Below are 26354 nucleotides of genomic sequence, written 5' to 3' on the forward strand. Positions count from 1 at the left end.
CCAAAAACGCAGAATGGCTTCTACGACTGCTGCGCAGCCGAACGCAGGCTTCGCCAGCTGCTACGGGGTTTGTTCCGCGCTAATTGTGGGCAACACGCCTTGTATTGGTGCGAAAAATCCCTCCCGGACAAATCCCCCAACCTCAAAGCCCAATAAAACCGCTCTTCAGTGCAACTTGGCACAACCACTGCATTACCTCCTTCAACAGACATAAAGCCCAGCCTTCAACGACGAAGGATGCGCTTCCCGAGAGAACGGGATCAGGACAAAGGCGTCCTCGCTAGGTCACTAGCGGGACGCCTTTTTTTGTTTGCGCAAAATTTGTCGAGCCAGCCCTACCGCCCTGATGAGGCAGGTCTGAGCTCCCCGGAGATTCTTATGAAAAAACTCAAACTGGTGATGATCGGCAACGGCATGGCGGGGGTTCGCACCCTCGAAGAATTGCTCAAGCTGAGTAACGAGCTGTACGACATCACGCTCTTCGGCGCCGAACCCCATACCAACTACAACCGCATTCTGCTGTCGCCAGTGCTCGCCGGGGAGCAGACGTTCGAAGAGATCGTGCTCAATGATTTGAGCTGGTACCTGGACAACAACATCAAGCTGCTGCTCAACCGCAAAGTGGTGCAAATCGACCGAGTCAAACGCCGGGTGATTGCCGAAGACGGCACCGAAGCCGAGTACGACCGTTTGCTGATCGCCACCGGCTCGACACCGTTCATTCTGCCAATTCCCGGCAACACCTTGGAGGGTGTGATCGGCTACCGCGACATTGCCGACACCCAGGCCATGATTAACACCGCCAAGACCCACAAGCACGCAGTGGTCATCGGCGGCGGCCTGCTGGGTCTCGAAGCCGCCAACGGCTTGATGCTGCGTGGCATGCACGTGACCGTGGTGCACATCGGCGAATGGCTGCTGGAGCGGCAACTGGACAAAACCAGCGGCGAGCTGCTGCAAAGTGCCCTGGAAAACCGTGGCCTGAACTTCCGCCTGTGCGAACAAACCCAAGCGCTGCACGACGCCGGCAACGGCCGGGTCGGCTCGGTGCAGTTCAAGAATGGCGACGTGATCCCGGCTGACCTGGTGGTGATGGCCGCCGGCATCCGGCCGAACACCGAACTCGCGGAAAAATCCGGCATTCCCTGCAACCGCGGGATTCTGGTCAACGACACCCTGCAAACCTACGACCCGCGCGTTTACGCGATTGGCGAATGCGCCAGCCACCGTGGTATCGCTTATGGCCTGGTCGCACCGCTGTTCGAACAGGCCAAGGTCTGCGCCAACCATCTCGCGCAGCTGGGTTTTGCTCGCTATCAAGGTTCGGTCACCTCGACCAAATTGAAAGTCACCGGCATCGACCTGTTCTCCGCCGGCGACTTCATGGGCGGCGAAGGCACCGAGACCATCACCCTTTCCGACCCTATCGGCGGCGTCTACAAGAAGCTGGTGATCAAGGATGACGTGCTGGTCGGTGCCTGCTTGTATGGCGACACCGCCGACGGCGGCTGGTACTTCCGGCAGATCCGCGAAAACCACGCGATCGGCGAAATCCGCGACCACCTGATGTTCGGCGAAAACGCCCTCGGCGACGTTGGCCACCAAGGCCAGGACAAAGCCATGAGCATGGCTGACACAGCTGAAGTCTGCGGTTGCAACGGCGTGTGCAAAGGCACCATCGTCAAAGCGATTCAGGAACATGGCCTGTTCAGCGTCGACGACGTGAAGAAGCACACCAAGGCTGCCAGCTCCTGCGGCTCCTGCGCCGGCTTGGTGGAACAGATCCTGATCAACACCGTCGGTGGCGCGGCGGACGTCAAACCGAAAAGCGAAAAAGCCATCTGCGGCTGCAGCGACCTCAACCACGGGCAGATCCGCCAGGCGATTCGCGAGGAACACCTGCTGACCATCGCAGGGACCATGAGCTACCTGAACTGGCGCACCCCGAACGGCTGCGCCACCTGCCGTCCGGCGCTGAACTATTACCTGATTTCCACCTGGCCGGGTGAAGCCAAGGACGATCCGCAGTCGCGCCTGATCAATGAACGGGCCCACGCCAACATCCAGAAAGACGGCACCTATTCGGTGGTTCCACGGATGTGGGGCGGCGTGACCAACCCTTCCGAGTTGCGGCGCATCGCTGATGTGGCGGACAAGTACAACGTGCCGATGGTCAAGGTCACTGGCGGCCAGCGCATCGACTTGCTGGGGATCAAAAAGCAAGACTTGCCGGGTGTCTGGAAAGACCTCGACATGCCGTCCGGCCACGCCTACGGCAAATCCATCCGCACCGTGAAGACCTGCGTCGGCAGCGAGTTCTGCCGCTTTGGCACGCAAAACTCCACCCAACTGGGCATCGAGCTGGAGCATGACCTGTTCAACATGTGGTCGCCACACAAGGTCAAGCTGGCGGTCTCCGGCTGCCCGCGCAACTGCTCGGAAGCCGGAATCAAAGACGTCGGCATCATCGGCGTGGACTCGGGCTGGGAGATGTACATCGGCGGCAACGGCGGGATCAAAACCGAAGTCGCTGAGTTCTTCGTCAAACTGAAAACCGCCGAAGAAGTGCGCGAGTACAACGGCGCTTTCCTGCAGCTGTATCGCGAAGAAGCCTTCTACCTGGAGCGCACCGTGCACTACCTGCAACGGGTCGGCATGGAGCACATCAAGAAAGCAGTGCTGGAAGACCCGCAGCGGCGCAAGGCACTCAATGAGCGCCTGCAATTCTCCCTGTCGTTCGAACAGGACCCGTGGAAGGAACGGCTGGAGCAGCCGCTGCTGAAGAAAGAATTCGACACCATCGTGGTGAAACAGCTGGAGGTGCTGGCATGAACTGGCTGGATATCTGCGCACTGGAAGACATCAACGCACTCGGCTCGCGCATCATCAACGGTCCGAAAGGCGATATCGCGATCTTTCGTACAAGTGACGACGAAGTCTTCGCCCTCGACGACCGCTGCCCGCACAAGGGTGGCCCACTGTCCCAAGGACTGATCTACGGCAAACGGGTCGCCTGCCCGCTTCACAACTGGCAGATCGACCTTGAATCCGGCGAAGCCCTGGCACCGGACATTGGCTGCGCGCACCACCATCTGGCGCGCGTAGAGAATGGCCGGGTCATGCTGGCACTGCGGGACGCAAGCTGATGAACCGCCAGACGACGGCCTCGACCTGCTGTTACTGCGGGGTCGGTTGCGGTGTGCTGATCGAGCATGACGGCGAGCATATCCTCGGCGTCAGCGGCGACCCGACGCACCCGGCCAACTTCGGCAAGCTGTGCAGCAAAGGCGCCAGCCTGCACCTGACTGGCGACCTCGCGGCACGGGCGCTGTACCCGGAACTGCGACTGAGCAAAAGCCTGGCCCGCAGCCGCACCGATTGGGACACCGCGCTGGATCACGCGGCCACTGTGTTTGCCGACACCATCAGTGAACACGGCCCGGACAGCGTGGCGTTTTACATCTCCGGACAACTGCTGACCGAGGACTACTACACCTTCAACAAGCTGGCCCGAGCGCTGGTCGGCACCAACAACATCGACAGCAATTCACGGCTGTGCATGTCCTCGGCAGTGGTCGGCTACAAACGCAGTCTCGGCGCCGACGCCCCGCCGTGCAGCTATGAAGACCTTGAGCTGAGCGACTGCGTGATGATCGTCGGCAGCAACATGGCCTACGCCCACCCGGTCCTGTTTCGTCGCCTGGAAGAAGCCAAAAACCGCCGACCACAGATGAAAGTCATCGTCATCGACCCCCGTCGCACCGACACCTGCGACCTGGCGGACATGCACATGGCGATTCTGCCCGGCACCGATGTCGCGCTGTTTCATGGGATTTTGCATCTGCTGCTGTGGGAAGACTGGGTCGACCGGGACTTCATCAATGCCCACACCGAAGGCCTGGCCGAACTGAAAAACCTGGTGCGCGATTACACCCCGCAAATGGTTGCTCAGCTGTGTGGGATCAGTGTCGAGCAACTGCAGCAATGTGCAGAATGGATCGGCACCTCGCCCAGCTTTCTGTCGCTGTGGTGCATGGGACTCAACCAGTCCACAGCTGGCAGCGCGAAAAACAGCGCGCTGATCAACCTGCACCTGGCCACCGGGCAAATCGGTCGGCCTGGCGCCGGACCGTTCTCCCTGACCGGTCAGCCAAATGCCATGGGCGGTCGCGAAACCGGCAGCCTGTCGAACTTGCTGCCAGGCCATCGCGAGGCTACCAACCCTGAACACCGAGCAGAAGTCGCGGCCTATTGGGGTGTCGAGCGCTTGCCCGAAAGCACCGGCCTGACTGCCATCGAGCTGTTCGAGCAAGTCCAGAGCGGAAAAATCAAGGCCCTGTGGATCGCTTGCACCAACCCGGCGCAATCGCTGCCGGATCAGAATGCAGTGCGCGAGGCCCTGAAGGCCTGCCCGTTTGTGGTGCTGCAGGAAGCCTTTCGCACCACTGAAACCGCGCCGTTTGCCGACCTGTTATTGCCCGCCGCCAGTTGGGGCGAGAAGGAAGGCACGGTGACCAATTCGGAGCGGCGTATTTCCCACGTTCGCCGCGCAATTGCCGCGCCCGGAGAAGCACGGGCGGACTGGGCAATCACCGTGGACTTCGCCCAACGTCTGGAACAACGCCTGCGCCCAGGGCAGCTCAGCCTGTTCGCCTTCAACGATCCGGCGCAGGTGTTCGACGAATACAAAGTACTGACCCGCGACCGTGACCTCGATCTGTCCGGCATCAGCCATGCCCTGCTCGACCAAATCGGCCCGCAACAATGGCCCTTCCCCAGCGGCGCATTGAAAGGAACTCCGCGGCTGTACGCTGACGGGATTTTTCCAACCGCCACCGGCCGTGCACAGTTTGTCGCCGACCCCTACCGCGCCGCCAAAGAGCAGCGTGACGCCCGTTTTCCGCTGACCCTGATCACCGGGCGCCTGCGTGATCAATGGCACGGCATGAGCCGCACCGGCACCGCGGCGCAACTGTTCGGGCACGTCAGTGAAGCAGTGTTGAGTCTGCACCCCGATGAACTGCGTCGGCATCGGCTGCAATCCGGCGATCTGGTCAGCCTCAAAAGCCGTCGCGGTAACGTGATCGTTGCAGTGGGTAGTGATGATAGCGTCCGCCCGGGCCAAGCCTTCTTGCCCATGCATTGGGGTGATCGCTTCCTCAAGGGCGGCATCAATGCCATCACGCAGCCGGCGTTCGACCCGCTGTCGAAACAACCGGAGCTCAAACACAGCGGCGTGCGCATCGAGCCGGTGCAGTTGCCATGGCACTTGTTCGCCTTGATCGAAGGTGATGTGCAGCGGCATTTCGAGGCCCTGAGACCGCTCTGCGAGGACTTTTCCTACGTCAGCCTCAGCCTGACCGGGCGCGAGCGCCCGGCACTGCTCATTCGAGCTGCCAGCGCTCAGGCGCCGGACGCGCAGTTGCTCAGGGACATTGATCAACAGTTAAGGCTCAACGATGGGCCGGTATTGGCCTATGACGACCCTCAGCGCTCCATCGGCAAACGAGTCCGCATCGAGAACGGGCGAATCACTGCCATTCGCCTGGCCGGTGAAACCCTGGCCCGGCATTGGCTGCAAAGCCTATGGCTCGAGGGTCGCGCCGACGAGCAATTGCGTCGTTGGCTGTTGGCGCCATTGAGCGCCCCACCGGGCAACGCCGCAAGCCCGGCGTCCAGTAGCAAAACCTTATGTAACTGCAAAAACGTCAGCGAAAACGCGGTGTGCGCCGGCATCCGCCGCGGTCTGGATTTGAATGGTTTGAAACAAGAACTGGGCTGCGGCACTCAATGCGGCTCCTGCGTACCGGAAATCAAGCGTCTGTTGGCTGTCACTGCCCAACCGATAGCAATCACTTCGTGAGGAATTGAACATGAGCGCAAAAGTCTGGCTGGTGGGCGCAGGTCCTGGCGATCCTGAATTGCTGACCCTCAAAGCGGTACGGGCACTGGGGGACGCCGATGTGGTGCTGATCGATGATCTGGTGAACGGAGCCGTTCTGGTTCACTGCCCAACAGCTCGCATCATCCCTGTGGGCAAACGCGGGGGCTGTCGCTCCACGCCTCAGGAGTTCATTCACCGCTTGATGCTGCGCTATGCCCGCCAAGGCAAATGTGTGGTTCGGCTCAAGGGCGGCGATCCGTGCATTTTCGGACGCGGCGGTGAAGAAGCGCAGTGGCTGAGAACCCATGGGGTTGAAGTCGAAATGGTCAATGGCATCACCGCAGGTCTTGCCGGTGCTACGCAATGCAATATCCCGCTGACACTGCGCGGCATCAGCCGTGGCGTGACCCTGGTGACCGCCCACACTCAGGACGACAGCAGCTTGAATTGGCAAGCCTTGGCCCAAAGCGGTACGACGCTAGTGATCTACATGGGTGTCGCCAAACTGAGCGAGATTCGCGACCAATTGCTGGCCGGTGGTCTTGCGTCGGATACGCCAGTGGCGATGATCGAAAACGCCTCACTGCCACAGCAAAGGGAATGCCGGAGCGATCTGAGCGCCATGCAGGAAGATGCCCTCGCCTTTCAGTTGAAAAGCCCGGCCATCCTGGTGATCGGGGCGGTGGCCGCCTGTGAAGACATCAAAAGATCGCAGGCTGCGGCAGAGTGGTGCACAGACGTGGCTCTGTAGCCAAATCACTAAATCGCAGACAAAGAAAAGCCCGGCCTAAGCCGGGCTTTTCAGAGCTGCAAACTAATTACTTAGCTTGAGCTTCTACCTTCGCTTCTACGCGACGGTTAACAGCGCGACCAGCTTCAGTGGCGTTGTCAGCAACTGGGCGGGATTTGCCGTAGCCAACAGACTGAACGCGGGACGGCGAAACACCGTACTGGTTGGTCAGAACCTGTTTAACGGCGCTAGCGCGACGCTCGGACAGTTTCTGGTTGTAAGCGTCAGGACCGACGGAGTCAGTGTGACCTTCAACAGTAGTGGTGGTGCTTGGGTACTGCTTCATGAAGTCAGCGAGGTTTTTGATGTCGCCGTAGCTGTTAGGCTTGACTACCGACTTGTTGAAGTCGAACTTCACGTCCAGCTCAACACGAACAACTTCAGCAACTGCCGGGCAGCCATCAGCGTCAACAGTTACGTTGGCTGGGGTGTTCGGGCACTTGTCAACGTTGTCGCACACGCCATCGTTGTCGCTGTCGGTGCAGACTTCAGCTGGAGCTGCAACTGGGGCAGCAGCAGGCTTGTTGCCGCCACCGAAGTTAACACCCAGACCTACGGAAGGGATGTAGTCCCACTTGCCGTTGTCCAGCTTGTAGTCAGCTTCTACGCCAGCACGAGCGTATACGTTTTCGAGGAAGTAGTACTTAAGACCACCGCCTGCAGTCAGGAAAGTCGACTGGTCACGACCGGTGTGGCCGTCAGCGGCTACGTTGGTCATGCTGCCGTGCTTAACACCACCTTGAACGTAAGGACGCAGAGCGTCGCCGGCGTTGTTGAAGTGGTACTGAGCGTTCAGACCAAACTGGTCGCCTTCGATTTTCTGATGGCCAGTGCCGTTGTTCGAACGGGTGTGGTCATCGTTGTTGTAGGTAGCGTTCAACGATACGTCGTCGGTCAAGAAGTAACCGATGGAGGCGCCAGGAGTGTAGCCGTCTTCAACGTTCTTAACGCTGTCGTTGTACTTCTTCCCGTAGTTGAGCTCGCCTTCAACTGCGCCTTGGCCTTGTGCCAATGCGCCGAACGAAGTAGCGGCAATAAGAGTACCAATGGCCAAGCCCAAGGTGTTTTTCAGTTTCATCCGTTAAATCCCCATCTGGTGATTGTGAAGCAGTCCCGCAAACCGGGGGACAACTCGGCGGCAATTCTATCAGAACTTGCCTACACGTAAGAGATATTTGCGCCGAACTAAGTTTCAGCAATGCCTGCAAATTTCTCACGCAATTTATCAAGAGCACGCTTGTACCGCATTTTCGTTGCACTCAAACCCATATGCATTATGTCTGCGATCTCCTGAAATTCCAGCTCTGCGACAAATCGTAGCACCAAAATTTCGCGGTCAATCGGGTTCACATGCACTAACCAGCGATCAAGTCCACCCTTATCCTCAGGTTTCGGCATCTTTTCATCAGATGCTTCCTCGAGGGGGTCGAGACTCAATGCGTCCATCAAGCGACGCTTGCGCCGTTCCTTCCGATACTGTGTGATGCATTCGTTGTACGTGATGCTGTAGAGCCACGTCTTGAACTTCGATTTCCCTTCGAAGTTCTTCAAGCCATACAGCACCTTCAACATCACTTCCTGACAGACATCATCTGCATCGCGATCGTTCCCTAAATACCGTGCACAGACGTTAAATAAGGTCCTCTGATAGCGCCGCATCAACTCTTCATAGGCGCGTGTTACGTGAAACAGCTCCGCATGCGAACGCGCAACCAACTCCTCATCGGAGAGCTCGCGGGGGTCGTAGCGCATGGATAGCGATTGGGCTTTATTCAAAACAAGTCGGGCCGACAGTCAGGTCAATGTCCGCCGCAAGCCCAGCTCAGGGCATTTTGCGGCGGCATACGATAGCAGGGTTTGCCGGGTTAGCGGCTACTTACATGCTGTTCCAGCATGATCCGATTGGAGAGAGAGACTAGCTCACCCTCGTCGGTCAGCAATGTAGTTTTAACCGTGCCGATCTCTTCGATCTGACCTTCGACCTCACCAACACGCACTTGTTGCCCAACCTGATACAACTCACGCACATAAATTCCCGCAAGAATCTGCCCGGCGATTTCCCGGCTTCCCAACCCCATGGCCAAGGCAACTGCCAGACCAACGGTTATCAACACTATCACGATCACATGGTTGAGCAGGTCAGTCTTGACCTCCAACTGGCTGATCGCGACCGAAATACTGATGATGATCACCAGGCCTTGAGCGATACGCCCAAGCCCCGCAGCGTAATCCAGGCCTACACCTTCTGCCGCACCACGAACCAGCCCATTGGCCAGCTGCGCCAGTAACACGCCGACCAACAGCACCAGCGCGGCACCGAATACTTTCGGCACATACAGCGCCAGCATATCGAGCGTAGCTGAAACTCGTTCAAGTCCAAGGGATTCAGCAGCAGAAACCAGAAAAATCAGCAATACGAACCAATAAACGATCTTGCCGATCAAGGTCGAGATCGGCACTTGCAGGCCCGCGCGGGACAGCAATTTGGTCAAACCGGTACCGCCCATCAGGCGATCGAGCCCCAATTTGGCGAGCAATTTGGAGAGCAAGGTGTCGAGCAGCTTGGCCACGACAAAACCCAACAACAGCACAACCAGTGCACCGAACAGGTTAGGAATGAAATTCGCTACCTTGGTCCACAACGCAGTCATCGCAGTGATGAGGCTCTGAGTCCAGAGATCAATTTCCATATTCAGTCAGCCTTATCAGCAGCAGTGCGAGCAGAAGGTTTAAGACGGGAAACCGGCGAGACATGGGCCGAGCCGTTATTGAGAGCAATCATCAACGCCGGCAGCCAACGCCCCAGCAAGCTGAACAGATCACCCGCGCCCACCTGGCGGTTGGCGGTTTTCAGTACGCGGCCCAGGCAAGCATCGTCGTCACGGTTGGACGGCGTCGCATTAAGCATGTCACGCAAAGACTGTTCGAACGGATCGTGCATACGCACCTCTCGAGATGTCTGTGAAAGACGCGATCAAATTTCTTCGGGTCACATGCGCAAACATCAGACCCAGCGCAAACGTCGGAATAACCACCATTGACCCAGAGCCATGAAGACCATCATCAGGCAGGCGATGAGGAAGCCATAAGGGCTCGCGGAGAAGGGTATTCCGCCGACATTTACTCCCAGCAAACCGGTCAGAAAACTCATCGGCAGAAAGATACAAGTGATGATTCCGAAGCGGTACATCGTGCGATTCATGCGCACGTTCAAACGCCGATCCTCGGCATCCAGCACAAGCCCCACGCGCTCTCTGGTCAATTCCAGCTCTTCCAGATAACGCGTCAGGCTGTTGTTCAATTCGTTCCAGTAGTCACCATCGTCGTCGACGAACCACGGCAATTTTATCCGGGTAAGCTGACCGAAAATATCCCGCTGCGGAGCGAGGAAACGTTTCAGCCCGGCAGCCCGCCGACGGATCTGCAAAATGGCTCCATGCTCTGGAGTATACCGTTCGTCGGCATCCAGCTTTTCTTCTTCCTCATCGACGACTTCCGAGAGGTCGCCGACCAGATCCTGAACCTTGTTGGTCAGGTACTGAGCCATATAAAGGATCAATTCAGAGGCGCTTTTCGGCCCTTTGCCTTGATCCAGTTGTATCAACAGCTCATCAGTGGCCCGCAAGGGGCGCAAGCGCAATGAAATGACCCGTTGAGCAGAAGCGAAAATCCGCACCGAGACCATGTCTTCCGGCTCGGCGCCCGGATTGAGGTTAATTCCGCGCAAAAATAGCAGCAGTTCGCTGTCCGGCAACGGCAGCAGCCGTGGCCGGGTATTCTCTTCAAGCAGCAAATCGCAGCTGAACTCACTCAGACCACTGAATTTACGCAGCCAGGTCTGGGTTTGCGGGTGACTGCGATCCCAATGCAGCCAAAGGCTTTCATGGGGATGCAGTTGCAGGTCATCCAGTTCAGTCCGGGCAATCGAACGCGCACTGCCTTTACCATCCAGCACCAGGGCATGAACCAGCCCCCACTGCGCGTTTTCTTCCTCGAACATCCTTACCCCTATCTTGAAAATCGACAGTGTTCGACGCTTTATTCAGGCATCTTCAGCGGGCTAGGCGAGATGATCACGCCGTTATTGTCAGCATAAATGTATTCGCCTGGACGGAACGTCACGCCAGCAAAGGTCACAGCAACGTTGAGATCACCAATACCGCGCTTGTCAGTCTTCATCGGGTGGCTGGCGAGGGCCTGCACTCCCAAATCAGTTTGCGCAATGACATCGACATCACGGATGCAGCCGTAGATCACCAGCCCTTCCCAGCCGTTTTTCGCAGCTTTCTCGGCCAGCATGTCGCCCAATAGAGCGCGGCGCAGCGAACCACCGCCATCGACCACCAACACCTTGCCATTCCCTTTGAGTTCGACCTGCTCCTTGACCAGCGAGTTGTCTTCGAAGCACTTGATGGTCACGATTTCGCCGCCGAAGGAATCACGACCGCCAAAATTGCTGAACATCGGTTCGAGCACCTGTACCAGTTCCGGGTAGGCATCGCACAGATCGGGAGTAAGGTAATGGTTCATCGAGAAACTCCTGTAAGGGAAAAAACACGATAGAGAACGTCGAAATTCACACGGGTTACGCTAATAAAACGAGCTACGGCGGCGAATATTCAAGGCTTGAGCTTAGACATCGACACCAATACGGTCACCATCATAAACCAGTTTCAGCCTATTCAAGCCCGGACAGGACGACTGCAAGGCACGCCCGCTGGGTAATTGAAACTCAATGCCATGGCGCATGCAGCGCAGCACATTGCCGCTCAGCGTGCCCGCCGACAGCGGCGCACCTTGATGGGGGCAGCTGTCTTCGAACAGCAATGGCTGATTATCCAGCACCAGCAACAGCACGCTACGCCCGCCGACCTGGAAAGTTCGTCGGTAACCTTCTTCCAGATTGATCAAACGCTCGAGCGATACGAACATAAATGCTGACTCAGTAACTGAAAGTGACCAAAACAGCCCAATGCGTCATATCTTAGCCGTTAGTCGACCAGAGCGAAATGCCCTTGTTAGAGCGGCTGACTCAGACTGTAGCGACCAGATTCGACTCTTGAGTCAGCAATGGCATTCCCTGATCGCTCAACCAGCACTCCACCAACGGCCAGACTTGCGTCTGGGCACTTTTGCTGACCAGCATCTCGACATGGCCGAAATTGTCGCTAAAGCCCTGCTCACTCCCCAGACAAATGAACTGCTTTTGTTCGGAGCCTAACTGATCGAAGAGTTTGCGGCAGGCCCACGTCGGGTCTTGATGATCACCTGCTGCACTCACCGCCAGCACTGGCACCCGAACCTCGGCCAGCCCCGCCCACCAATCTTTATCAGCATCGCCAAAACGGCCGAACAGACCGTACCAACGCATACCTTCCAGGGCCAGGCCAATCGGCTCGTCCTCGGGGCCACGCTTGAGCCGGGAACCCGATATCTGGGCAAAACGCTTCAAAATGAAACGTCCGCTCCACTCCACCGGCGGGATCTTCAAGGGCCAGTAAGTCCGACTGACCTGAGTACCGAAAAACGCTGCAGACGCAACGGCAGGCGCGCCCAGATACTCGCCACCCAATGCAGCCGCAAGCGTGATACCGCCCAGCGAATGCCCTAACCAATGGGGAATCTGCCCACTTTGCTCACGAACGAAGGCGGCAATCGCCGGCAGATCATAGCGGGCATAGTCAGCGACGCGGTTCTTGCGGTAGTTCTGATTGCGCCGGGAAAGCCCGTGACCACGCATCTCGGGAATCCACACATCAAAACCGGCACGCGCCAGATAAGCGCCCAGCCCCAGACCTTTGGGTGAGTACCAGAAACGCCGGTTGGAAAAACTGCCGTGAAGCAGCACGACCGGAACGCCACGAACCTGTGGCCCATCGGCCATGCCCAACCGGGTGACAGCCAGCTCAACGGTTCCATCCGGGCTGTTGCCCGGCTTCAAGCGATAGACGTCCTCGCTCAGATCGCCGCGACGCTCGGCACTGATCAAGGCGACAGGAAATAGATTGCTGCTGCTTTGCATAATGCTCTTGCACAAAAAAGGGCGGCATCCACAAAGCCCGCCCTACTTCAAACCGAAAGGGCCGATCACTGATCGGCCCTTCACTCAACGACTCAGACCGCAGCCTGACCTTCCGCCAGGAAGAACCAGGTTTCCAGTACGGAATCGGGGTTCAGCGAGACGCTTTCGATACCCTGCTCCATCAGCCACTTGGCCAGATCCGGGTGGTCGGAAGGGCCCTGACCGCAAATACCAATGTATTTGCCGGCCTTGTTGCACGCCTGAATAGCATTGGCCAACAGCTTCTTGACCGCCGGATTACGCTCGTCGAACAGGTGAGCGATGATCCCGGAGTCACGGTCCAGGCCCAGGGTCAGCTGGGTCAGGTCGTTGGAGCCGATGGAGAAGCCGTCGAAGAACTCAAGGAACTCTTCAGCCAGAATGGCGTTGGACGGCAGTTCGCACATCATAATGATGCGCAGGCCATTTTCGCCCCGCGCCAGACCGTTCTCTGCCAACAGGTCGACGACCTGGCTGGCTTCGCCCAGGGTACGGACGAACGGCACCATGATTTCGACGTTGGTCAGGCCCATCTCGTTGCGCACACGCTTGAGCGCACGGCATTCGAGTTCGAAGCAGTCACGGAACGATTCGCTGATGTAACGCGAAGCGCCACGGAAACCCAGCATCGGGTTTTCTTCTTCCGGCTCGTAGAGCTTGCCGCCGATCAGGTTGGCGTATTCGTTGGACTTGAAGTCCGACAGACGCACGATGACCTTTTTCGGCCAGAATGCTGCCGCCAGGGTACTGATGCCCTCGACCAGCTTCTCGACATAGAAACCGACCGGATCATCGTAACCGGCAATGCGCTTGTCGACGCTTTCCTTGATCTCTTGCGGCAACCCGGCGTAGTTCAGCAGCGCTTTAGGGTGCACGCCGATCATGCGGTTGATGATGAATTCCAGACGGGCCAGGCCCACACCAGCGTTCGGCAGCTGCGCGAAATCGAAGGCGCGGTCCGGGTTACCAACGTTCATCATGATCTTGAACGGCAGATCAGGCATGGCGTCGACGGAGTTTTTCTTGATATCGAAGCCCAGTTCGCCTTCGAAGATGTAACCGGTGTCGCCTTCAGCGCAAGACACGGTAACGCCCTGCCCGTCTTTCAACAGTTGGGTGGCGTTGCCGCAACCCACTACCGCCGGGATGCCCAGTTCGCGAGCGATGATCGCCGCGTGGCAAGTACGCCCGCCACGGTTGGTGACGATGGCGCTGGCGCGTTTCATGACCGGCTCCCAATCCGGGTCGGTCATGTCGGAAACAAGAACGTCGCCCGGCTGAACCTTGTCCATCTCGGAAACGTCTTTGATGATCCGCACCTTGCCGGCGCCGATGCGCTGACCGATGGCGCGACCTTCAACCAGCACGGTGCCGGTTTCCTTGAGCAAGTAGCGCTCCATGACATTGGCTGAAGTACGGCTTTTCACGGTTTCAGGACGGGCCTGAACGATGTACAGCTTGCCGTCGTCGCCGTCTTTGGCCCATTCGATGTCCATCGGGCACTTGTAGTGCTTCTCGATGATCATCGCTTGCTTGGCCAGCTCGCTGACTTCGGCATCGCTGAGGCAGAAACGTGCACGATCGGCCTTGTCGACGTCGATAGTCTTGACCGATTTACCGGCCGTGGCGACTTCGCCGTAGATCATCTTGATGGCTTTGCTGCCCAGGTTACGGCGCAAAATAGCCGGACGACCGGCGGCCAGCGTGTGCTTGTGAACGTAGAATTCGTCGGGGTTTACCGCGCCCTGTACGACGGTTTCACCCAGGCCGTAGGCGCCGGTGATAAACACCACGTCACGGAAACCCGATTCGGTGTCGAGGGTGAACATCACGCCGGCAGTGCCGGTTTCCGAGCGCACCATGCGCTGCACACCGGCAGACAAGGCCACCAGTTTGTGGTCAAAACCCTGGTGTACGCGGTAGGAAATCGCGCGGTCGTTAAACAGCGACGCGAACACTTCCTTGGCGGCACGAATGACGTTCTCGACGCCACGGATGTTGAGGAAGGTTTCCTGCTGACCCGCGAAGGAAGCGTCCGGCAAGTCTTCGGCGGTAGCGGAAGAGCGCACGGCCACAGCCATGTCAGGGTTGCCGGCCGACAGCGTGGCGAACGCGGTGCGGATCTCGGCGTTGAGCTTCTCGGGGAACTCAGCTTCCATGATCCATTGACGGATCTGGGCGCCGGTCTTGGCCAGGGCGTTGACATCGTCGACGTCCAGGGCGTCAAGGGCAGCGTGGATCTGATCGTTCAGACCACTTAGTTCAAGGAAGTCACGGTAAGCCTGAGCCGTTGTAGCAAAGCCACCAGGAACCGATACACCGGCACCTGCAAGGTTACTGATCATCTCGCCCAGGGATGCGTTCTTGCCCCCCACATGCTCTACATCGTGGACGCCGAGCTTATCGAGGGAAACTACGTACTCTACCAAGGTGATCTCTCCACTAACTGTGTTGGAAAAGCTCAGGACGCCGGCTGCTCATAAGGGAGCGTTTGCCAGCGATATGGCCTGGACCTGGAAAATAAGTGAGAATGCAGGCCATCCGAGGCCGGCAAATCGCGCCTATCATATCCAAGATTCGTCACTAGCTTAAGGCCCAAGGCGCAAATGAAACGATCTGCTTTCTTTATCTCCGACGGTACGGGCATTACAGCCGAGGCCCTCGGTCAAAGCCTGCTGGCGCAATTCGAAAATATTACCTTCAACAAAGTCACGCGGCCCTATATCGACAGCGTGGATAAAGCGCGGGCCATCGTACAACAAATCAACAACGCCGCCGAAAAGGATGGATTTCGGCCGATCATCTTCGACACCATCGTCAATCAGGACATTCGTGAGATCCTTGCAACCTCAAATGGTTTCATGATCGACATTTTCTCGACCTTTCTCGCGCCTCTGGAGCAAGAGTTGAGCGAGCATTCGTCGTATTCGGTCGGCAAGTCCCATTCCATTGGCCACAACTCCAACTATATGGAGCGTATCGAGGCAGTGAACTTCGCCCTCGACAACGACGACGGCGCCCGCACGCACTATTACGACAAGGCCGACCTGATCCTGGTGGGTGTCTCGCGCTGCGGTAAAACCCCGACCTGTCTGTACATGGCCATGCAATTCGGCATCCGCGCGGCGAACTACCCGCTGACCGAAGACGACATGGAGCGCCTGCAACTGCCGACCGCCCTGCGTGCCCATCAGCACAAGCTGTTCGGCCTGACCATCGACCCGGACCGCCTCACTGCAATCCGCAACGAGCGCAAGCCCAACAGCCGCTATTCGAGCTATGCACAGTGTGAGTTCGAGGTACGGGAAGTGGAAAATCTGTTCCGTCGCGAAAACATCCTGCATATCAATTCCACGCATTTTTCCGTGGAAGAAATTTCAGCGAAGATTCTGGTGGAGAAAGGTGTGGAGCGGCGGTTCAAGTAATTTCACCGCGGGCATTGTGGCGAGGGAGCTTGCTCCCTCGCCACAAATTACAGACCAAAACGCCCCTCACCTTTACCCAGCGCCGTGGCCAGGGCATCAAAGCCTTCGCGCAGGAGCTGATCGTCACCCGATGTATTGCAGATACTCGCCCGAATGAACTGCGGCACCGCCGCATGCCCCACCGCGAAGGCTTCAGCTGTCGAGACCAGGTAATTGCTTTGTTTGAGCTCCGCTTCAATTTCCGAGGCCCGCCATGGCTCCGGGACCTCGATCCAGAAGTGCGGACTGTTCAAATGCGTCTTGTAGGCGAGCCCCGCCAGCAGATCCTCAACCAATGCCTTGCGACGCCCCATCTCAACAATCTGCTGCTGCAGCAGGTGGGCGGCCGTTCCGTTTTCTATCCAGGCGGTTGCAAGTTCCAGTGTCAGCGGTGTCGCCATCCAGCAGGTGGACCTCAAGGCCGCCGCCAGCCGACTCATCAATGCCTGCGGTGCATGCAGGTAACCCACGCGCAAACCCGCCGAAACTGCCTTGCTCAAGCTGCTGATGAGAATCGTGCGTTCTGGTGCGAAGTAACTGAGGGGCGGCAGGCGGTCTTCAACCAGCACGCCGTGGGCCTCGTCCTCCAGAACCAACAGGTTATGCTCGCGACACACCCTGGCCAGCGCCTCTCGACGAGCAACCGAAAGCACGGCGGTCGTCGGGTTCTGAATCGTTGGCGTGCAGTAAAGGGCTGAAACCCGGTGCGTGCGGCACACCTCTTCGAGTGCCGAGGGCAGCAAACCTTCGTCGTCCATATCCAGGCCAATCAACCGAATGCCCAGCATGCGGGCTGCGGTGATCAACCCCGGGTAGGTCAATTGCTCGGTAACGACCGTATCCCCTGGGCGCAGCAACGCCATCAACGCACACAGCAAGCCGTGCTGGCCGCCGTTGACGCAGATCACCTGATCAGCGCTTGGGGAAAAATCACTCTGTTTCAACCAGCGCGCGCCAGCAGCACGATACCGTGGCAACCCCGCGTCCGGGGTATAGAGACTGATGTCTTGCAGCACCTTGGGGTTGTTGGCCAGGGTTTGAAAACTCTGCGCCAAAAAGGCGGTTTCCTGACCGGGAATGTGGGTGTTGCGGCTCATGTCGAAATACTGCCGGGGCTCATCGCTAACGTTGCGAAAGCCCTCATCACGTTTGCGCTCCAGCCCACGCTTGCGAACAAAGGTGCCATCACCCACCCGCGCCACCACCAACCCCAGCTTCTCCAACTCACCGTACGCACGACTGATGGTGCCAATGGTCACGCCGAGATTGTCCGCCAGCATCCTGTGGGGCGGCAGCTTGCAGCCGGGCTCGATCACACCATCGAGGATCCCCGTTTCTATGGCGTCGGAAAGGCGTTTGTACTTCACGCCCTGACCGTTCGAAAGCCCCTCTCGCACAATTGACACCATGTCAATATTTGTTTTGACAGCCATCATTCGCCCTAATAGTGTGGTTTAACAGGTTCAATTACCGGATGAAGCCTTTCAATATAGAGGTCAATTCCACCTCATGGAAGAAATGTCGCCATGTCAATGTCTGCCGTCATCGAAAATAATGAAAAGACTCAAAAGCAGTGGCTGGCGGGTGCCATCACCAGTGTGATGTTCTTGATCGTGTGCCTGAGCTGGGGAACAACCTGGCTGGGCATCAAGATCGCCGTCGAAAGCGTGCCTCCGCTGACCTCTGCAGGGCTGCGCTTTCTGATCGCCTTTCCATTGTTCCTGTGCTTCGCCAAGGTGCGTCGCGAACCGGTGCTGTTCCCCAGGGAAAGTCGCTGGTTCTTTGTGTTTGTCACGCTGACCTACTTCAGCGTTCCCTACTACTTGCTCAACTACGGTGAAATGCACGTCTCTTCGGGGCTCACGGCGCTGCTATTCAGCTGCATGCCGGTGTTCATCCTGATTTTTTCCGCTGTGTTTCTGCGCGAGAAAATCTACTTTTCCCAAGTCGTCGGCATCGCAATCGGGTTTGGCAGCCTGTACATGATCATCCGCAGCCAGGGATTGCACCTGGACCATGCCGAGTTTTTCGGGGTCGTTGCGATCCTCGCCGCCGCCGTGATGCACGCCCTGTGCTACGTGATCACCAAGCAGAAAGGCAGCGCCATCAGCGTCATCACCTACAACACCCTGCCCATCGGTATCGCCGGCCTGATGCTGTTCGTTGCCGGACTGTGGTTCGAAACGCCGATTTTCAGTGACATTACGTTGCGCTCCTGGAGCGCCCTGTTCTACCTCGGGCTGGTCGCTTCGGTCGGCGGCTTCATCGTCTACTTCATGCTGCTCAAGCGCCTGAGCCCGATCATCCTGTCCTTCGTGTTCATTATTTTTCCGGTGTTCGCCGTGGTCATCGGCTCCTGGTACGAAGGGCAGCCGATTTCCAAAGACCTGATGATCTATTCGGCCATTCTGTTGGCGGGGTTTGCGATCACCAAACTCCCTATCGAAAAGCTGCTGGCCAAAAAGAACTGATCCACCTGACTTCGCGAGAGAAACATGGACGGCCTCGGCACCAAAACACTTGAGCAGATCTATCGACACGCCAGCAGCACCTACCCCGACGAGTGCTGCGGGTTGGTGTTCAAAGATGGCAGCGTCTACATCGGCCAGAACATTCAAAACGAGTTGCACCGACGCAACCCCGAGGTCTATCAGCGCACCGCAGCCCAGGGCTACACCTTCTCGGTGGCCGACACGTTAATGATGAACAAAAGCTTTCGCAGCGATAACCCCGTTACGGTCATCTATCACTCGCACCCCGATGTCGGTGCCTATTTCAGCCACGAGGACCAGGACAAGGCCCTGTTCATGGGCGAACCGATTTATCCGGTCAGCTACCTGGTCATCGATGTGCGTGAAGGCACGGCATTCGGTTCCAGGCTTTTCGAATGGAATGGCCAGAGTTTTTTTTGCAGCCAGGCGTTTTCTTGAAACCACCAACGACCTACACACGGAGTTGCGCATGAACGCTGTCTCTTTCCCCGACATCCTGGCTCGCGTCGCCAAACTGCCCTATTCGCAACTTGAAGGCAGCGGGACAACGTTGCGCGCAGTGCTCGAAAGCATCTGCACCGACCACCCACAACTGCGCGCGCACCTGCAATACGAAAACAATCAATTCAAAGAACACTTTCTGTTTACCGCCGACGGTGAGCTGATCGAGCCCGATGATGCCTTCCCCGCTGGCGGCACCATCGATGTCCTGCTCGCCACGTCCGGCGGCATCGATCAGGACCGCTTGAGCAACGAGGAAGTCCAGCGCTATGTGCGGCACATCACACTGCCGGGCGTCGGCCGCGAAGGTCAGCTGAACCTGAAAAAAGCCAAGGTACTGGTCATCGGCACCGGCGGCCTGGGTTCACCGGTGTGCATGTACCTGGCCGCTGCCGGCATCGGCACACTGGGGCTGGTCGACTTCGACGTGGTGGAAAGCAGCAACCTGCAACGGCAAATCGTGCATGGCAAAAGCACGTTGGGTCTGCCAAAAGTCGAGTCGGCCAAAAGACGCCTGCAAGACCTCAACGAACATATCCAGATCAACGCTCATAACACGGCGCTGAACACGGACAACGCCCTGGAGCTGATCGGGCAGTACGACGTGGTCGTCGACGGTACCGATAATTTCTCGACGCGCTACCTGATCAACGATGCTTGCGTCCAACTGGGTAAGCCGCTGGTCTATGGGTCGATTTACCGTTTCGACGGACAGATCAGTGTCCTCAACTATCGCGGCGGCCCCTGCTATCGCTGCCTGTTTCCCAAAAGCCCGCCTCCGGAATTGGCCCCCAATTGCAGCGCAGGCGGCGTGATCGGCGTCCTGCCCGGCGTCCTCGGAATGATCCAGGCCACCGAAGCGATCAAGTTGATCATTGGCATCGGCGAACCTTTGGTCGGGCGCCTGATGTGTTTCGATGCGCTCGCGATGAAGTTCTCTGAAATACGCTTCAAACGGCGGGCCGATTGCCCGTGCTGCTCGACCCCGCACACCGGCAAGCTTCCCGAGCAAACCGCCGTCACCTGCGCCAGCGCTGTGCCAACAACGCCGCCCCTGGCAGAGGAACACTACATAAAACCGCAACTGCTCAAGCAACTGCTGGAGCGCAAGGGCAAAGCCGACATTTTGCTCGATGTTCGTGACGCCACCGAGCTGGAAGTCTGCCAATTGCCTGGCGTGCTGCACATCCCGCTCGAAGATCTGGAAACCCGACTCGACTCGCTCGATCGCGACCATAACCACTACGTCATCTGTTACGCCGGCTTACGCGCCGAACGTGCCGCAAGCACTTTGCTCGCGGCAGGTTTCGCCAATACCCGGGTCCTTGAAGGCGGCATGAAACACTGGGTTCGTGACGTCGAACCTGACATGCCTTTGTATTGATGGGTGGCCATGAGCTCTTATCTGATGTTGCATAACTCGATACTCGACGCCATCGGCCAAACACCGATCGTGCGCCTGGAAAAACTCTCCGCCGACCTCGGTGTGGAGGTCTTCGTCAAACTCGAATCACTGAACCCCGGTGGAAGTCACAAAGCACGCATTGCACTGGGCATGATCCTCGATGCCGAGCGCAAAGGCATTCTGGTGCGAGGTAAACAACAGACCATCATCGAGCCCAGCGGTGGCAACACTGGCATCGGCCTGGTGATGGCGGGCAACGTGCTGGGCTACAAAGTGGTACTGGTGATCCCGGACAACTACAGCCCGGAAAAACAAAAACTGCTGCGCCTGTATGGCGCCGAAGTAGTGCTCTCCGACAGCCGTCTGGGCAACAACTCCCATGGCCAGAAAGCCATGGAGCTGCAACTGGAGAATCCTCACTATGTGATGCTCAATCAGCAGCGTAACGGGGCCAATCCCGAAACCCACCGCCAAAGCACCGCTCGGGAAATTGTCCGGGCCTTTGCCGGCCGCCGGGTGGACTATTTTGTTGGCGGAATCGGTACCGGCGGTCATATCACCGGCATCGGCGAAGTACTCAAGGCCACCTGGCCAGCCGTCCGCGTATTGGGCGTCGAACCTGAAGAATGCGACCTGCTCAATGACCAGCACGCGCCTCACCAGATCCAGGGACTGTCGATCGGCATTGTGCCGAGCATCCTAAACCTCTCGGTACTGGACGGCATGCTCAAGGTCTCCAAGGATCAATGCCTGGAAATGATGCAACGGGTCATGCGCACCGATGCCATCAGCCTGGGACTCTCATCGGCGGCCAACCTGGTCGCCATTTCAGCCCTGGCCAAGGAAATACCCGAACACTCCACTGTCCTGACCATGGTCTACGACAGCGCGGACGCCTACCTGCCCTTATTCGAATAATCCAAATGCGGGGTGCCTCCATGGGAGGCTTCATAGATATGCAACAGCTGCACGATGAGTTGCTTACGCACCTCATCAACACCCTGGAACCTGCTGATTTGCTGCAGCTGGACGGCCATTTGCGCACATTGCTTCCTTGTGTGACCGAGTGGCTCGCCGAGGACCTGATGGCCTTCGCCTCCCGCGACCCGGCATCGCAAGGTCGCGGCAGCCTGATTCTGGAGTCGTACGCGTCCTTCAAGGCCGTTCTCTACTATCGCCTGGCTCATCAGGTGTTGAAACTTGCCGGCGAAGAGGACCGCGCCTTCTCCTCTATCGCGCAAAAACTCAGCAACCAGGGCAAGCTCCTTTCAGGTGCCGAGATCCACCCTGCGGCACAGATCGGTCGTCGGTTTGTTCTTGATCATGGCTACGGCACAGTGATTGGCGAAACCTGCGAAATTGGCAGCGACTGCTACATCCTTTGCGGAGTGACACTGGGTGCCCGTGGTATTGCCAACAACCCCAATGGCAAACGTCACCCGCGCCTGGGCAACAACGTAGAGATCGGCGCGGGAGCCAGAATCCTTGGCTGCGTGACGATTGGCGACAACGTCTTCATCTCCCCGGCATGTGTCATTACCCACGACGTACCGGCCGATACGAAAGTGAAGATCGTCAACCAGGTCCAGCTGCAGAAAACTTCACAGTCCGATAATGGCAGTTTCCTCGGCGCCTTTGCGCTCAACGAACGCTTGCACCTGGTCGGTGAAGTCGCCAACAGCCAGCACATCACGCTGCTGGATGCAGACTTTCATCCGCTGAACAGCCTTGCGCTGGAAGCCACCGTCAAAGAGCGCAGCCACTTACAGTTTCGGATTCATCACACCGCAGATGGGGGCTACCCACCGCGACTGCCACTGAACCTGCATGTCTGCGGACCCAACCAGGACATTACCTTGATCGCACCGCCGGGCTTGAGCGCGATGGTCCGGCGCCTGATGCAAACTCGTCCTCAATCTGTCGGAGGTTGAACATGTCAGTACACACGATGGAAACCCTGGCGCTTTACGATAACGCGCCCTACCAGAACGCTTTCGACGCCAGGATCGTTGCAGTCAGCGATCAGGGTATCGCCCTGGAGCACACGCTGTTTTACCCCACTGGCGGCGGCCAACCCGGGGACACCGGCCTTATCACCTTGCCCGACGGCACCAGCCTCAACGTGATCGGTACAGTGCGCGACCCGCTCTTGCGTTCGATCATCTGGCATCAGTTGGAAGCGTATCCCCCGCAGCTGCGAGCCGGCCTGCAGATCGACGCAAGCCTGGACTGGGAGCGGCGTTACCAGCACATGAAAATGCATACGTGTTTGCACCTCCTGTGCTCGATCATCGATGCTCCGGTCACCGGGTGCAGCATCAGCCATGATAAAGGTCGACTGGATTTCGACCTGCCCGAGATGACCCTCGAAAAAGAACGCATCACCGAGCAACTGAACGCCCTCATTGCACAGGCCCTGCAGGTGAAACACCTGTCCATGCCAGCGTCCGAGTACAGCACACTGCTCCAGATAACTCGCACTCAAGCCGTTGCACCGCCGATCATGCAAGGCGCGGTACGGGTCATCGAAATAGACGGCGTGGATATACAGCCTTGCGGGGGTACACACGTCATCAATACCGAAGAAATTGGCCGGGTCTACTGCGAGAAAATCGAGAAGAAGAGCAAGCACAACCGGCGAGTGATTGTGCGTTTCGAATAAACGGTCAGTTAACGAAAATCTATGGCCGAACGATCAATTGTGGCGAGGGAGCTTGCTCCCGCCGGCCGGTCCGCGTTCGGGCAAAGCAGTCGTAAAGCCAGTCAACGCGGTGTGCCTGAAGACATGAAGTCGCAGGTTTTGGGACCGCTTCGCGGTCCAGCGGGAGCAAGCTCCCTCGCCACAGCTCAGATCACGAACAAATCCACAAAGCGGTTGACCGGCGTGGCTTCAAGCTTTGCCTGATCCTTGCACAGGGCAAAGATTTCAGCGGTGCGTTGAGCGGTGAACCGGGTTGCCAGGTTGGCCTTGAACTTGTCTTCCAGTAACGGGATACCTTCGCTGCGGCGACGACGGTGGCCGATCGGGTACTCAACCACCACTTGCTCGGTTTTCGAGCCGTCCTTGAAGAACACTTGCAGGGCGTTGGCGATGGAGCGCTTGTCGGCCTCCAGGTACTCGCGGGTGTAACGTGGGTCTTCGACGATGACCATCTTCTCGCGCAGTTCGTCGATGATCGGATGGGCGGCGTGGAAGTCGTCTTCGTAGTGCTCGGCCACCAGATTGCCGAACGCCAGCGGCACGGCAGTCATGTACTGAATGCAGTGGTCACGGTCAGCGGCGTTGGCCAGTTTGCCGACCTTGGAAATGATGCGGATCGCCGACTCATGAGTGGTGATGACGATCTTGTCGATGTCATGCAGACGATCCTTGACCTGAGCGTGCAGGGTCACGGCCGCTTCACAGGCCGTTTGCGCGTGGAACTCGGCCGGGAAGCTGATCTTGAACAGCACGTTTTCCATCACGTACGTGCCGAATTTCTGCGAGAAGCTGAATGTGCGCTTGTCTTGCGGCTTGAGTGCCAGATCCTTGTTGGTGTGGCTGAACAGCACGTCGTAGAAACCCCACTGCTGTGCTGTCAGCACGCCCGGGATGCCCATTTCTCCGCGCATGGCGATGTCCGCCAACCGCACACCACGGCTGGACGCGTCGCCCGCGGCCCAGGATTTACGCGAGCCCGCATTCGGCGCGTGACGGTAGGTACGCAGCGCCTGACCATCGGCGAATGCGTGAGACAGCGCGGACAGCAGTTGCTCGCGATTGGCGCCCATCAGTTTTGCGGTGACGGCGGTCGAAGCAACTTTCACCAGAATCACGTGATCCAGGCCGACACGGTTGAAGGAGTTTTCCAGTGCGATCACGCCCTGAATCTCATGGGCCATGATCATCGCTTCCAGCACTGCGCGAACAGTCAGGGGAGCGTCGCCATTGGCCACGCGTTTCTGCGACAGGTGATCGGCTACCGCGAGAATACCGCCGAGGTTGTCGGACGGATGCCCCCACTCGGCGGCCAGCCAGGTGTCGTTGTAGTCGAGCCAACGGACGATGCAACCGATGTCCCATGCGGCCTTGACCGGGTCCAGGCGGTAGCTGGTGCCCGGTACGCGAGCGCCGAACGGCACCACGGTACCTTCGACGATCGGCCCCAGGTGCTTGGTGCATTCAGGAAAACGCAGGGCTAGCAGACCGCAACCGAGGGTGTCCATCAGGCAGTTGCGGGCGGTGTCGAGCGCCTCCGCAGACTCGATCTTGAAATTCAGGACGTAGTCGACAATGTCCTGCAGGACGGTGTCGTAGTCGGGGCGGTTGTTCAGGTCGACGTTGGCGCTCATTTTTCGATTCACTCTGTGAAGCGTGGGAACAACTGTCTTGGTCCGCCTGAGAGATCGGGTCGCCGCCATCGCGAGCAAGCCCGCTCCCACACTGGATCACCTTCGTTCGCAACGATTCGCGGCAAACGAAGATCAAATGTGGGAGCGGGCTTGCTCGCGATGCAGGCGCCGCAGTGCGTCAGGTACACCACCCAGCCCTTCCCACAGGGTTCACCTATATCAAAATGCATCACCCGGTACGCGTACCCAGCCTTCCATCAACACTCGCGCACTGCGGCTCATGATGGCTTTGTTCACTTTCCATTCGCCATCCACCAGACTGGCTTCGGCGCCCACGCGCAGGGTGCCCGAGGGGTGGCCGAAGCGCACCGCGCTGCGTGCACTGCCGCCGGCAGCGAGGTTCACCAGCGTGCCCGGAATCGCCGCGGCGGTGCCGATGGCCACAGCGGCGGTGCCCATCATGGCGTGGTGCAGCTTGCCCATGGACAGCGCGCGCACCAACAGATCGACGTCTGTGGCCGCAATCGCCTTGCCGCTGGACGCGATGTATTGCGCAGGCTTCGCAACGAACGCCACCTTGGGCGTGTGCTGACGCTTGACCGCTTCGTCCAGGTGCTGGATCAGCCCCATACGCAGCGCGCCGTAAGCCCGAATAGTCTCGAACATCGCCAAGGCTTTAGGATCGCCGTTGATGTCGCCCTGCAACTCGGTGCCTTTGTAGCCGATGTCTTCGGCGTTGACGAAGATGGTCGGGATGCCAGCATTGATCATGGTCGCCTTGAAGGTCCCGACACCCGGCACCTCCAGGTCGTCCACCAGATTGCCGGTAGGGAACATCGAACCGCCCGCGCCCTCTTCTTCTGCCGCCGGGTCCATGAATTCGAGCTGCACTTCGGCGGCAGGAAAGGTCACGCCGTCGAGTTCAAAATCACCGGTTTCCTGCACGGCACCGTCGGTGATGGGCACGTGGGCAATAATGGTCTTGCCGATGTTGGCCTGCCAGACGCGCACGGTGGCCACGCCGTCTTGGGGGATGCGACTGGCATCTACCAGGCCACTGCTGATGGCGAATGCGCCGACCGCAGCGGAAAGGTTGCCGCAGTTGCCGCTCCAGTCAACGAAGGGTTTGTCGATGGCGACCTGACCGAACAGGTAATCGACGTCGTGGTCCACCTTCGTGCTTTTGGACAGGATGACCGTCTTGCTGGTGCTCGAGGTCGCCGCGCCCATGCCGTCGATCTGCTTGTCGTAAGGGTCTGGGCTGCCGATCACCCGCAGCAACAGTGCATCGCGGGCCGCGCCCGGGACCTGAGCGGATTCGGGGAGGTCTTGCAGGCTGAAGAACACGCCTTTGCTGGTGCCGCCTCGCATGTAGGTGGCGGGAATTTTGATCTGGGGTACGTGGGCCATGGGAATGTTTTCCTT

21 protein-coding genes and 1 pseudogene are annotated in these 26354 nt (G+C 58.3%); 10 read left to right on the forward strand and 12 right to left on the reverse strand.

The genetic code is table 11. The annotated features are described in order from the left end of the window. Positions 1–378: 378 nt before the first annotated feature. Genes nirB through cobA form a run of 4 tightly spaced genes read left to right on the forward strand, consistent with a single transcriptional unit; the run spans position 379 to position 6635 of the window. Positions 379–2832 (forward strand): nitrite reductase large subunit NirB, encoded by a 2454-nt coding sequence (nirB, locus tag ACN1C3_RS13725; protein ID WP_419116361.1) that lies wholly within the window; start codon positions 379–381, stop codon positions 2830–2832. Next, positions 2829–3146: a nitrite reductase small subunit NirD gene (gene nirD / locus ACN1C3_RS13730; RefSeq protein ID WP_419116362.1), complete on the forward strand. Its 318-nt coding sequence runs from the start codon at positions 2829–2831 to the stop codon at positions 3144–3146. Before nirB ends, nirD begins: the two co-directional genes overlap by 4 nt. Continuing rightward, positions 3146–5863 (forward strand): molybdopterin-dependent oxidoreductase, encoded by a 2718-nt coding sequence (locus ACN1C3_RS13735; protein ID WP_419116363.1) that lies wholly within the window; start codon positions 3146–3148, stop codon positions 5861–5863. Before nirD ends, ACN1C3_RS13735 begins: the two co-directional genes overlap by 1 nt. A gap of 10 nt (positions 5864–5873) precedes the next feature. Continuing rightward, positions 5874–6635, forward strand: a complete 762-nt coding sequence (gene cobA / locus ACN1C3_RS13740; RefSeq protein WP_419116364.1) for a uroporphyrinogen-III C-methyltransferase — start codon at positions 5874–5876, stop codon at positions 6633–6635. A gap of 67 nt (positions 6636–6702) precedes the next feature. On the opposite strand, the gene ACN1C3_RS13745 is transcribed toward cobA, so the two are convergent. The 9 genes from ACN1C3_RS13745 to ppsA all read right to left on the reverse strand — a co-directional run bounded on the left by ACN1C3_RS13745 (position 6703) and on the right by ppsA (position 15164). Beyond that, positions 6703–7752 carry an OmpA family protein gene (locus tag ACN1C3_RS13745; protein ID WP_419116365.1) on the reverse strand — a complete coding sequence of 350 codons (1050 nt, stop codon included), beginning with the start codon at positions 7750–7752 and terminating at the stop codon, positions 6703–6705. A gap of 107 nt (positions 7753–7859) precedes the next feature. Next, on the reverse strand, positions 7860–8450 hold the full coding sequence (gene sigX / locus ACN1C3_RS13750) for an RNA polymerase sigma factor SigX (protein WP_419116366.1): 591 nt from the start codon (positions 8448–8450) through the stop codon (positions 7860–7862). A gap of 89 nt (positions 8451–8539) precedes the next feature. Further along, on the reverse strand, positions 8540–9364 hold the full coding sequence (locus ACN1C3_RS13755; RefSeq protein WP_419116367.1) for a mechanosensitive ion channel family protein: 825 nt from the start codon (positions 9362–9364) through the stop codon (positions 8540–8542). A gap of 2 nt (positions 9365–9366) precedes the next feature. Then, the gene (locus ACN1C3_RS13760) at positions 9367–9615 is read right to left on the reverse strand and encodes a CrfX protein (protein ID WP_419116368.1); all 249 of its coding nucleotides are present in this window, start codon (positions 9613–9615) and stop codon (positions 9367–9369) included. A 63-nt stretch (positions 9616–9678) separates the two neighbouring features. Continuing rightward, a complete protein-coding gene (locus tag ACN1C3_RS13765; RefSeq protein WP_419116369.1) occupies positions 9679–10674 on the reverse strand; it encodes a zinc transporter ZntB in 996 nt (331 codons plus the stop codon). Positions 10675–10712: 38 nt separating this feature from the next. Continuing rightward, the gene (gene rraA / locus ACN1C3_RS13770) at positions 10713–11204 is read right to left on the reverse strand and encodes a ribonuclease E activity regulator RraA (protein ID WP_262112211.1); all 492 of its coding nucleotides are present in this window, start codon (positions 11202–11204) and stop codon (positions 10713–10715) included. Between the two features lie 102 nt (positions 11205–11306). Further along, a complete protein-coding gene (locus ACN1C3_RS13775) occupies positions 11307–11606 on the reverse strand; it encodes a Rieske (2Fe-2S) protein (RefSeq protein WP_419116370.1) in 300 nt (99 codons plus the stop codon). A gap of 100 nt (positions 11607–11706) precedes the next feature. Beyond that, positions 11707–12696, reverse strand: a complete 990-nt coding sequence (locus tag ACN1C3_RS13780; protein WP_419116371.1) for an alpha/beta fold hydrolase — start codon at positions 12694–12696, stop codon at positions 11707–11709. A 92-nt stretch (positions 12697–12788) separates the two neighbouring features. Beyond that, positions 12789–15164, reverse strand: coding sequence for a phosphoenolpyruvate synthase (gene ppsA, locus ACN1C3_RS13785; protein WP_419116372.1), 2376 nt, complete (start codon positions 15162–15164; stop codon positions 12789–12791). Positions 15165–15341: 177 nt separating this feature from the next. Between ppsA and ACN1C3_RS13790 the strand changes: the two genes are divergently transcribed. Then, entirely contained in the window at positions 15342–16160 is an 819-nt protein-coding gene (locus tag ACN1C3_RS13790) for a pyruvate, water dikinase regulatory protein (protein ID WP_419116373.1), read from the forward strand. A 47-nt stretch (positions 16161–16207) separates the two neighbouring features. On the opposite strand, the gene ACN1C3_RS13795 is transcribed toward ACN1C3_RS13790, so the two are convergent. Further along, a complete protein-coding gene (locus ACN1C3_RS13795) occupies positions 16208–17632 on the reverse strand; it encodes a PLP-dependent aminotransferase family protein (protein WP_419116374.1) in 1425 nt (474 codons plus the stop codon). 99 nt (positions 17633–17731) lie between these two features. Between ACN1C3_RS13795 and ACN1C3_RS13800 the strand changes: the two genes are divergently transcribed. From ACN1C3_RS13800 to ACN1C3_RS13820, 5 genes and pseudogenes are all read left to right on the forward strand, one after another. Then, positions 17732–18670 (forward strand): DMT family transporter, encoded by a 939-nt coding sequence (locus ACN1C3_RS13800; RefSeq protein ID WP_419116553.1) that lies wholly within the window; start codon positions 17732–17734, stop codon positions 18668–18670. Positions 18671–18694: 24 nt separating this feature from the next. Further along, positions 18695–20576 (forward strand): annotated as a pseudogene (moeB, locus tag ACN1C3_RS13805) (molybdopterin-synthase adenylyltransferase MoeB). Between the two features lie 24 nt (positions 20577–20600). Beyond that, entirely contained in the window at positions 20601–21515 is a 915-nt protein-coding gene (locus ACN1C3_RS13810; protein ID WP_419116554.1) for a PLP-dependent cysteine synthase family protein, read from the forward strand. Between the two features lie 20 nt (positions 21516–21535). Then, positions 21536–22528: a serine O-acetyltransferase gene (locus ACN1C3_RS13815; protein ID WP_419116375.1), complete on the forward strand. Its 993-nt coding sequence runs from the start codon at positions 21536–21538 to the stop codon at positions 22526–22528. 2 nt (positions 22529–22530) lie between these two features. Beyond that, positions 22531–23259, forward strand: coding sequence for an alanyl-tRNA editing protein (locus ACN1C3_RS13820; RefSeq protein ID WP_419116376.1), 729 nt, complete (start codon positions 22531–22533; stop codon positions 23257–23259). A 185-nt stretch (positions 23260–23444) separates the two neighbouring features. Here the strand turns inward: ACN1C3_RS13820 and prpD are convergent, their stop codons facing one another. Together prpD and prpF are read right to left on the reverse strand one after the other, a co-directional pair. Further along, positions 23445–24929: a 2-methylcitrate dehydratase gene (prpD, locus tag ACN1C3_RS13825; protein WP_419116377.1), complete on the reverse strand. Its 1485-nt coding sequence runs from the start codon at positions 24927–24929 to the stop codon at positions 23445–23447. A 219-nt stretch (positions 24930–25148) separates the two neighbouring features. Continuing rightward, positions 25149–26339 carry a 2-methylaconitate cis-trans isomerase PrpF gene (gene prpF / locus ACN1C3_RS13830; protein ID WP_419116378.1) on the reverse strand — a complete coding sequence of 397 codons (1191 nt, stop codon included), beginning with the start codon at positions 26337–26339 and terminating at the stop codon, positions 25149–25151. Positions 26340–26354 lie beyond the last annotated feature (15 nt).

The sequence above is a fragment of the Pseudomonas sp. H11T01 genome (assembly GCF_048515765.1).
GTDB lineage: Bacteria > Pseudomonadota > Gammaproteobacteria > Pseudomonadales > Pseudomonadaceae > Aquipseudomonas.

Bases quoted from the DNA above. Each gene is read 5' to 3' on its own strand.
- ACN1C3_RS13810 (WP_419116554.1), top strand. From the start codon at position 20,601: ATGTTGCATAACTCGATACTCGACGCCATCGGCCAAACACCGATCGTG.
- ACN1C3_RS13760 (WP_419116368.1), bottom strand. From the start codon at position 9,615: ATGCACGATCCGTTCGAACAGTCTTTGCGTGACATGCTTAATGCGACG.
- ACN1C3_RS13745 (WP_419116365.1), bottom strand. From the start codon at position 7,752: ATGAAACTGAAAAACACCTTGGGCTTGGCCATTGGTACTCTTATTGCC.
- prpF (WP_419116378.1), bottom strand. From the start codon at position 26,339: ATGGCCCACGTACCCCAGATCAAAATTCCCGCCACCTACATGCGAGGC.
- rraA (WP_262112211.1), bottom strand. From the start codon at position 11,204: ATGAACCATTACCTTACTCCCGATCTGTGCGATGCCTACCCGGAACTG.
- nirD (WP_419116362.1), top strand. From the start codon at position 2,829: ATGAACTGGCTGGATATCTGCGCACTGGAAGACATCAACGCACTCGGC.
- ACN1C3_RS13800 (WP_419116553.1), top strand. From the start codon at position 17,732: ATGTCTGCCGTCATCGAAAATAATGAAAAGACTCAAAAGCAGTGGCTG.
- ACN1C3_RS13820 (WP_419116376.1), top strand. From the start codon at position 22,531: ATGTCAGTACACACGATGGAAACCCTGGCGCTTTACGATAACGCGCCC.
- nirB (WP_419116361.1), top strand. From the start codon at position 379: ATGAAAAAACTCAAACTGGTGATGATCGGCAACGGCATGGCGGGGGTT.
- ACN1C3_RS13815 (WP_419116375.1), top strand. From the start codon at position 21,536: ATGGGAGGCTTCATAGATATGCAACAGCTGCACGATGAGTTGCTTACG.
- ACN1C3_RS13775 (WP_419116370.1), bottom strand. From the start codon at position 11,606: ATGTTCGTATCGCTCGAGCGTTTGATCAATCTGGAAGAAGGTTACCGA.
- ACN1C3_RS13780 (WP_419116371.1), bottom strand. From the start codon at position 12,696: ATGCAAAGCAGCAGCAATCTATTTCCTGTCGCCTTGATCAGTGCCGAG.
- ACN1C3_RS13795 (WP_419116374.1), bottom strand. From the start codon at position 17,632: ATGGCTGTCAAAACAAATATTGACATGGTGTCAATTGTGCGAGAGGGG.
- ACN1C3_RS13735 (WP_419116363.1), top strand. From the start codon at position 3,146: ATGAACCGCCAGACGACGGCCTCGACCTGCTGTTACTGCGGGGTCGGT.
- ACN1C3_RS13790 (WP_419116373.1), top strand. From the start codon at position 15,342: ATGAAACGATCTGCTTTCTTTATCTCCGACGGTACGGGCATTACAGCC.
- prpD (WP_419116377.1), bottom strand. From the start codon at position 24,929: ATGAGCGCCAACGTCGACCTGAACAACCGCCCCGACTACGACACCGTC.
- ACN1C3_RS13755 (WP_419116367.1), bottom strand. From the start codon at position 9,364: ATGGAAATTGATCTCTGGACTCAGAGCCTCATCACTGCGATGACTGCG.
- ACN1C3_RS13765 (WP_419116369.1), bottom strand. From the start codon at position 10,674: ATGTTCGAGGAAGAAAACGCGCAGTGGGGGCTGGTTCATGCCCTGGTG.
- cobA (WP_419116364.1), top strand. From the start codon at position 5,874: ATGAGCGCAAAAGTCTGGCTGGTGGGCGCAGGTCCTGGCGATCCTGAA.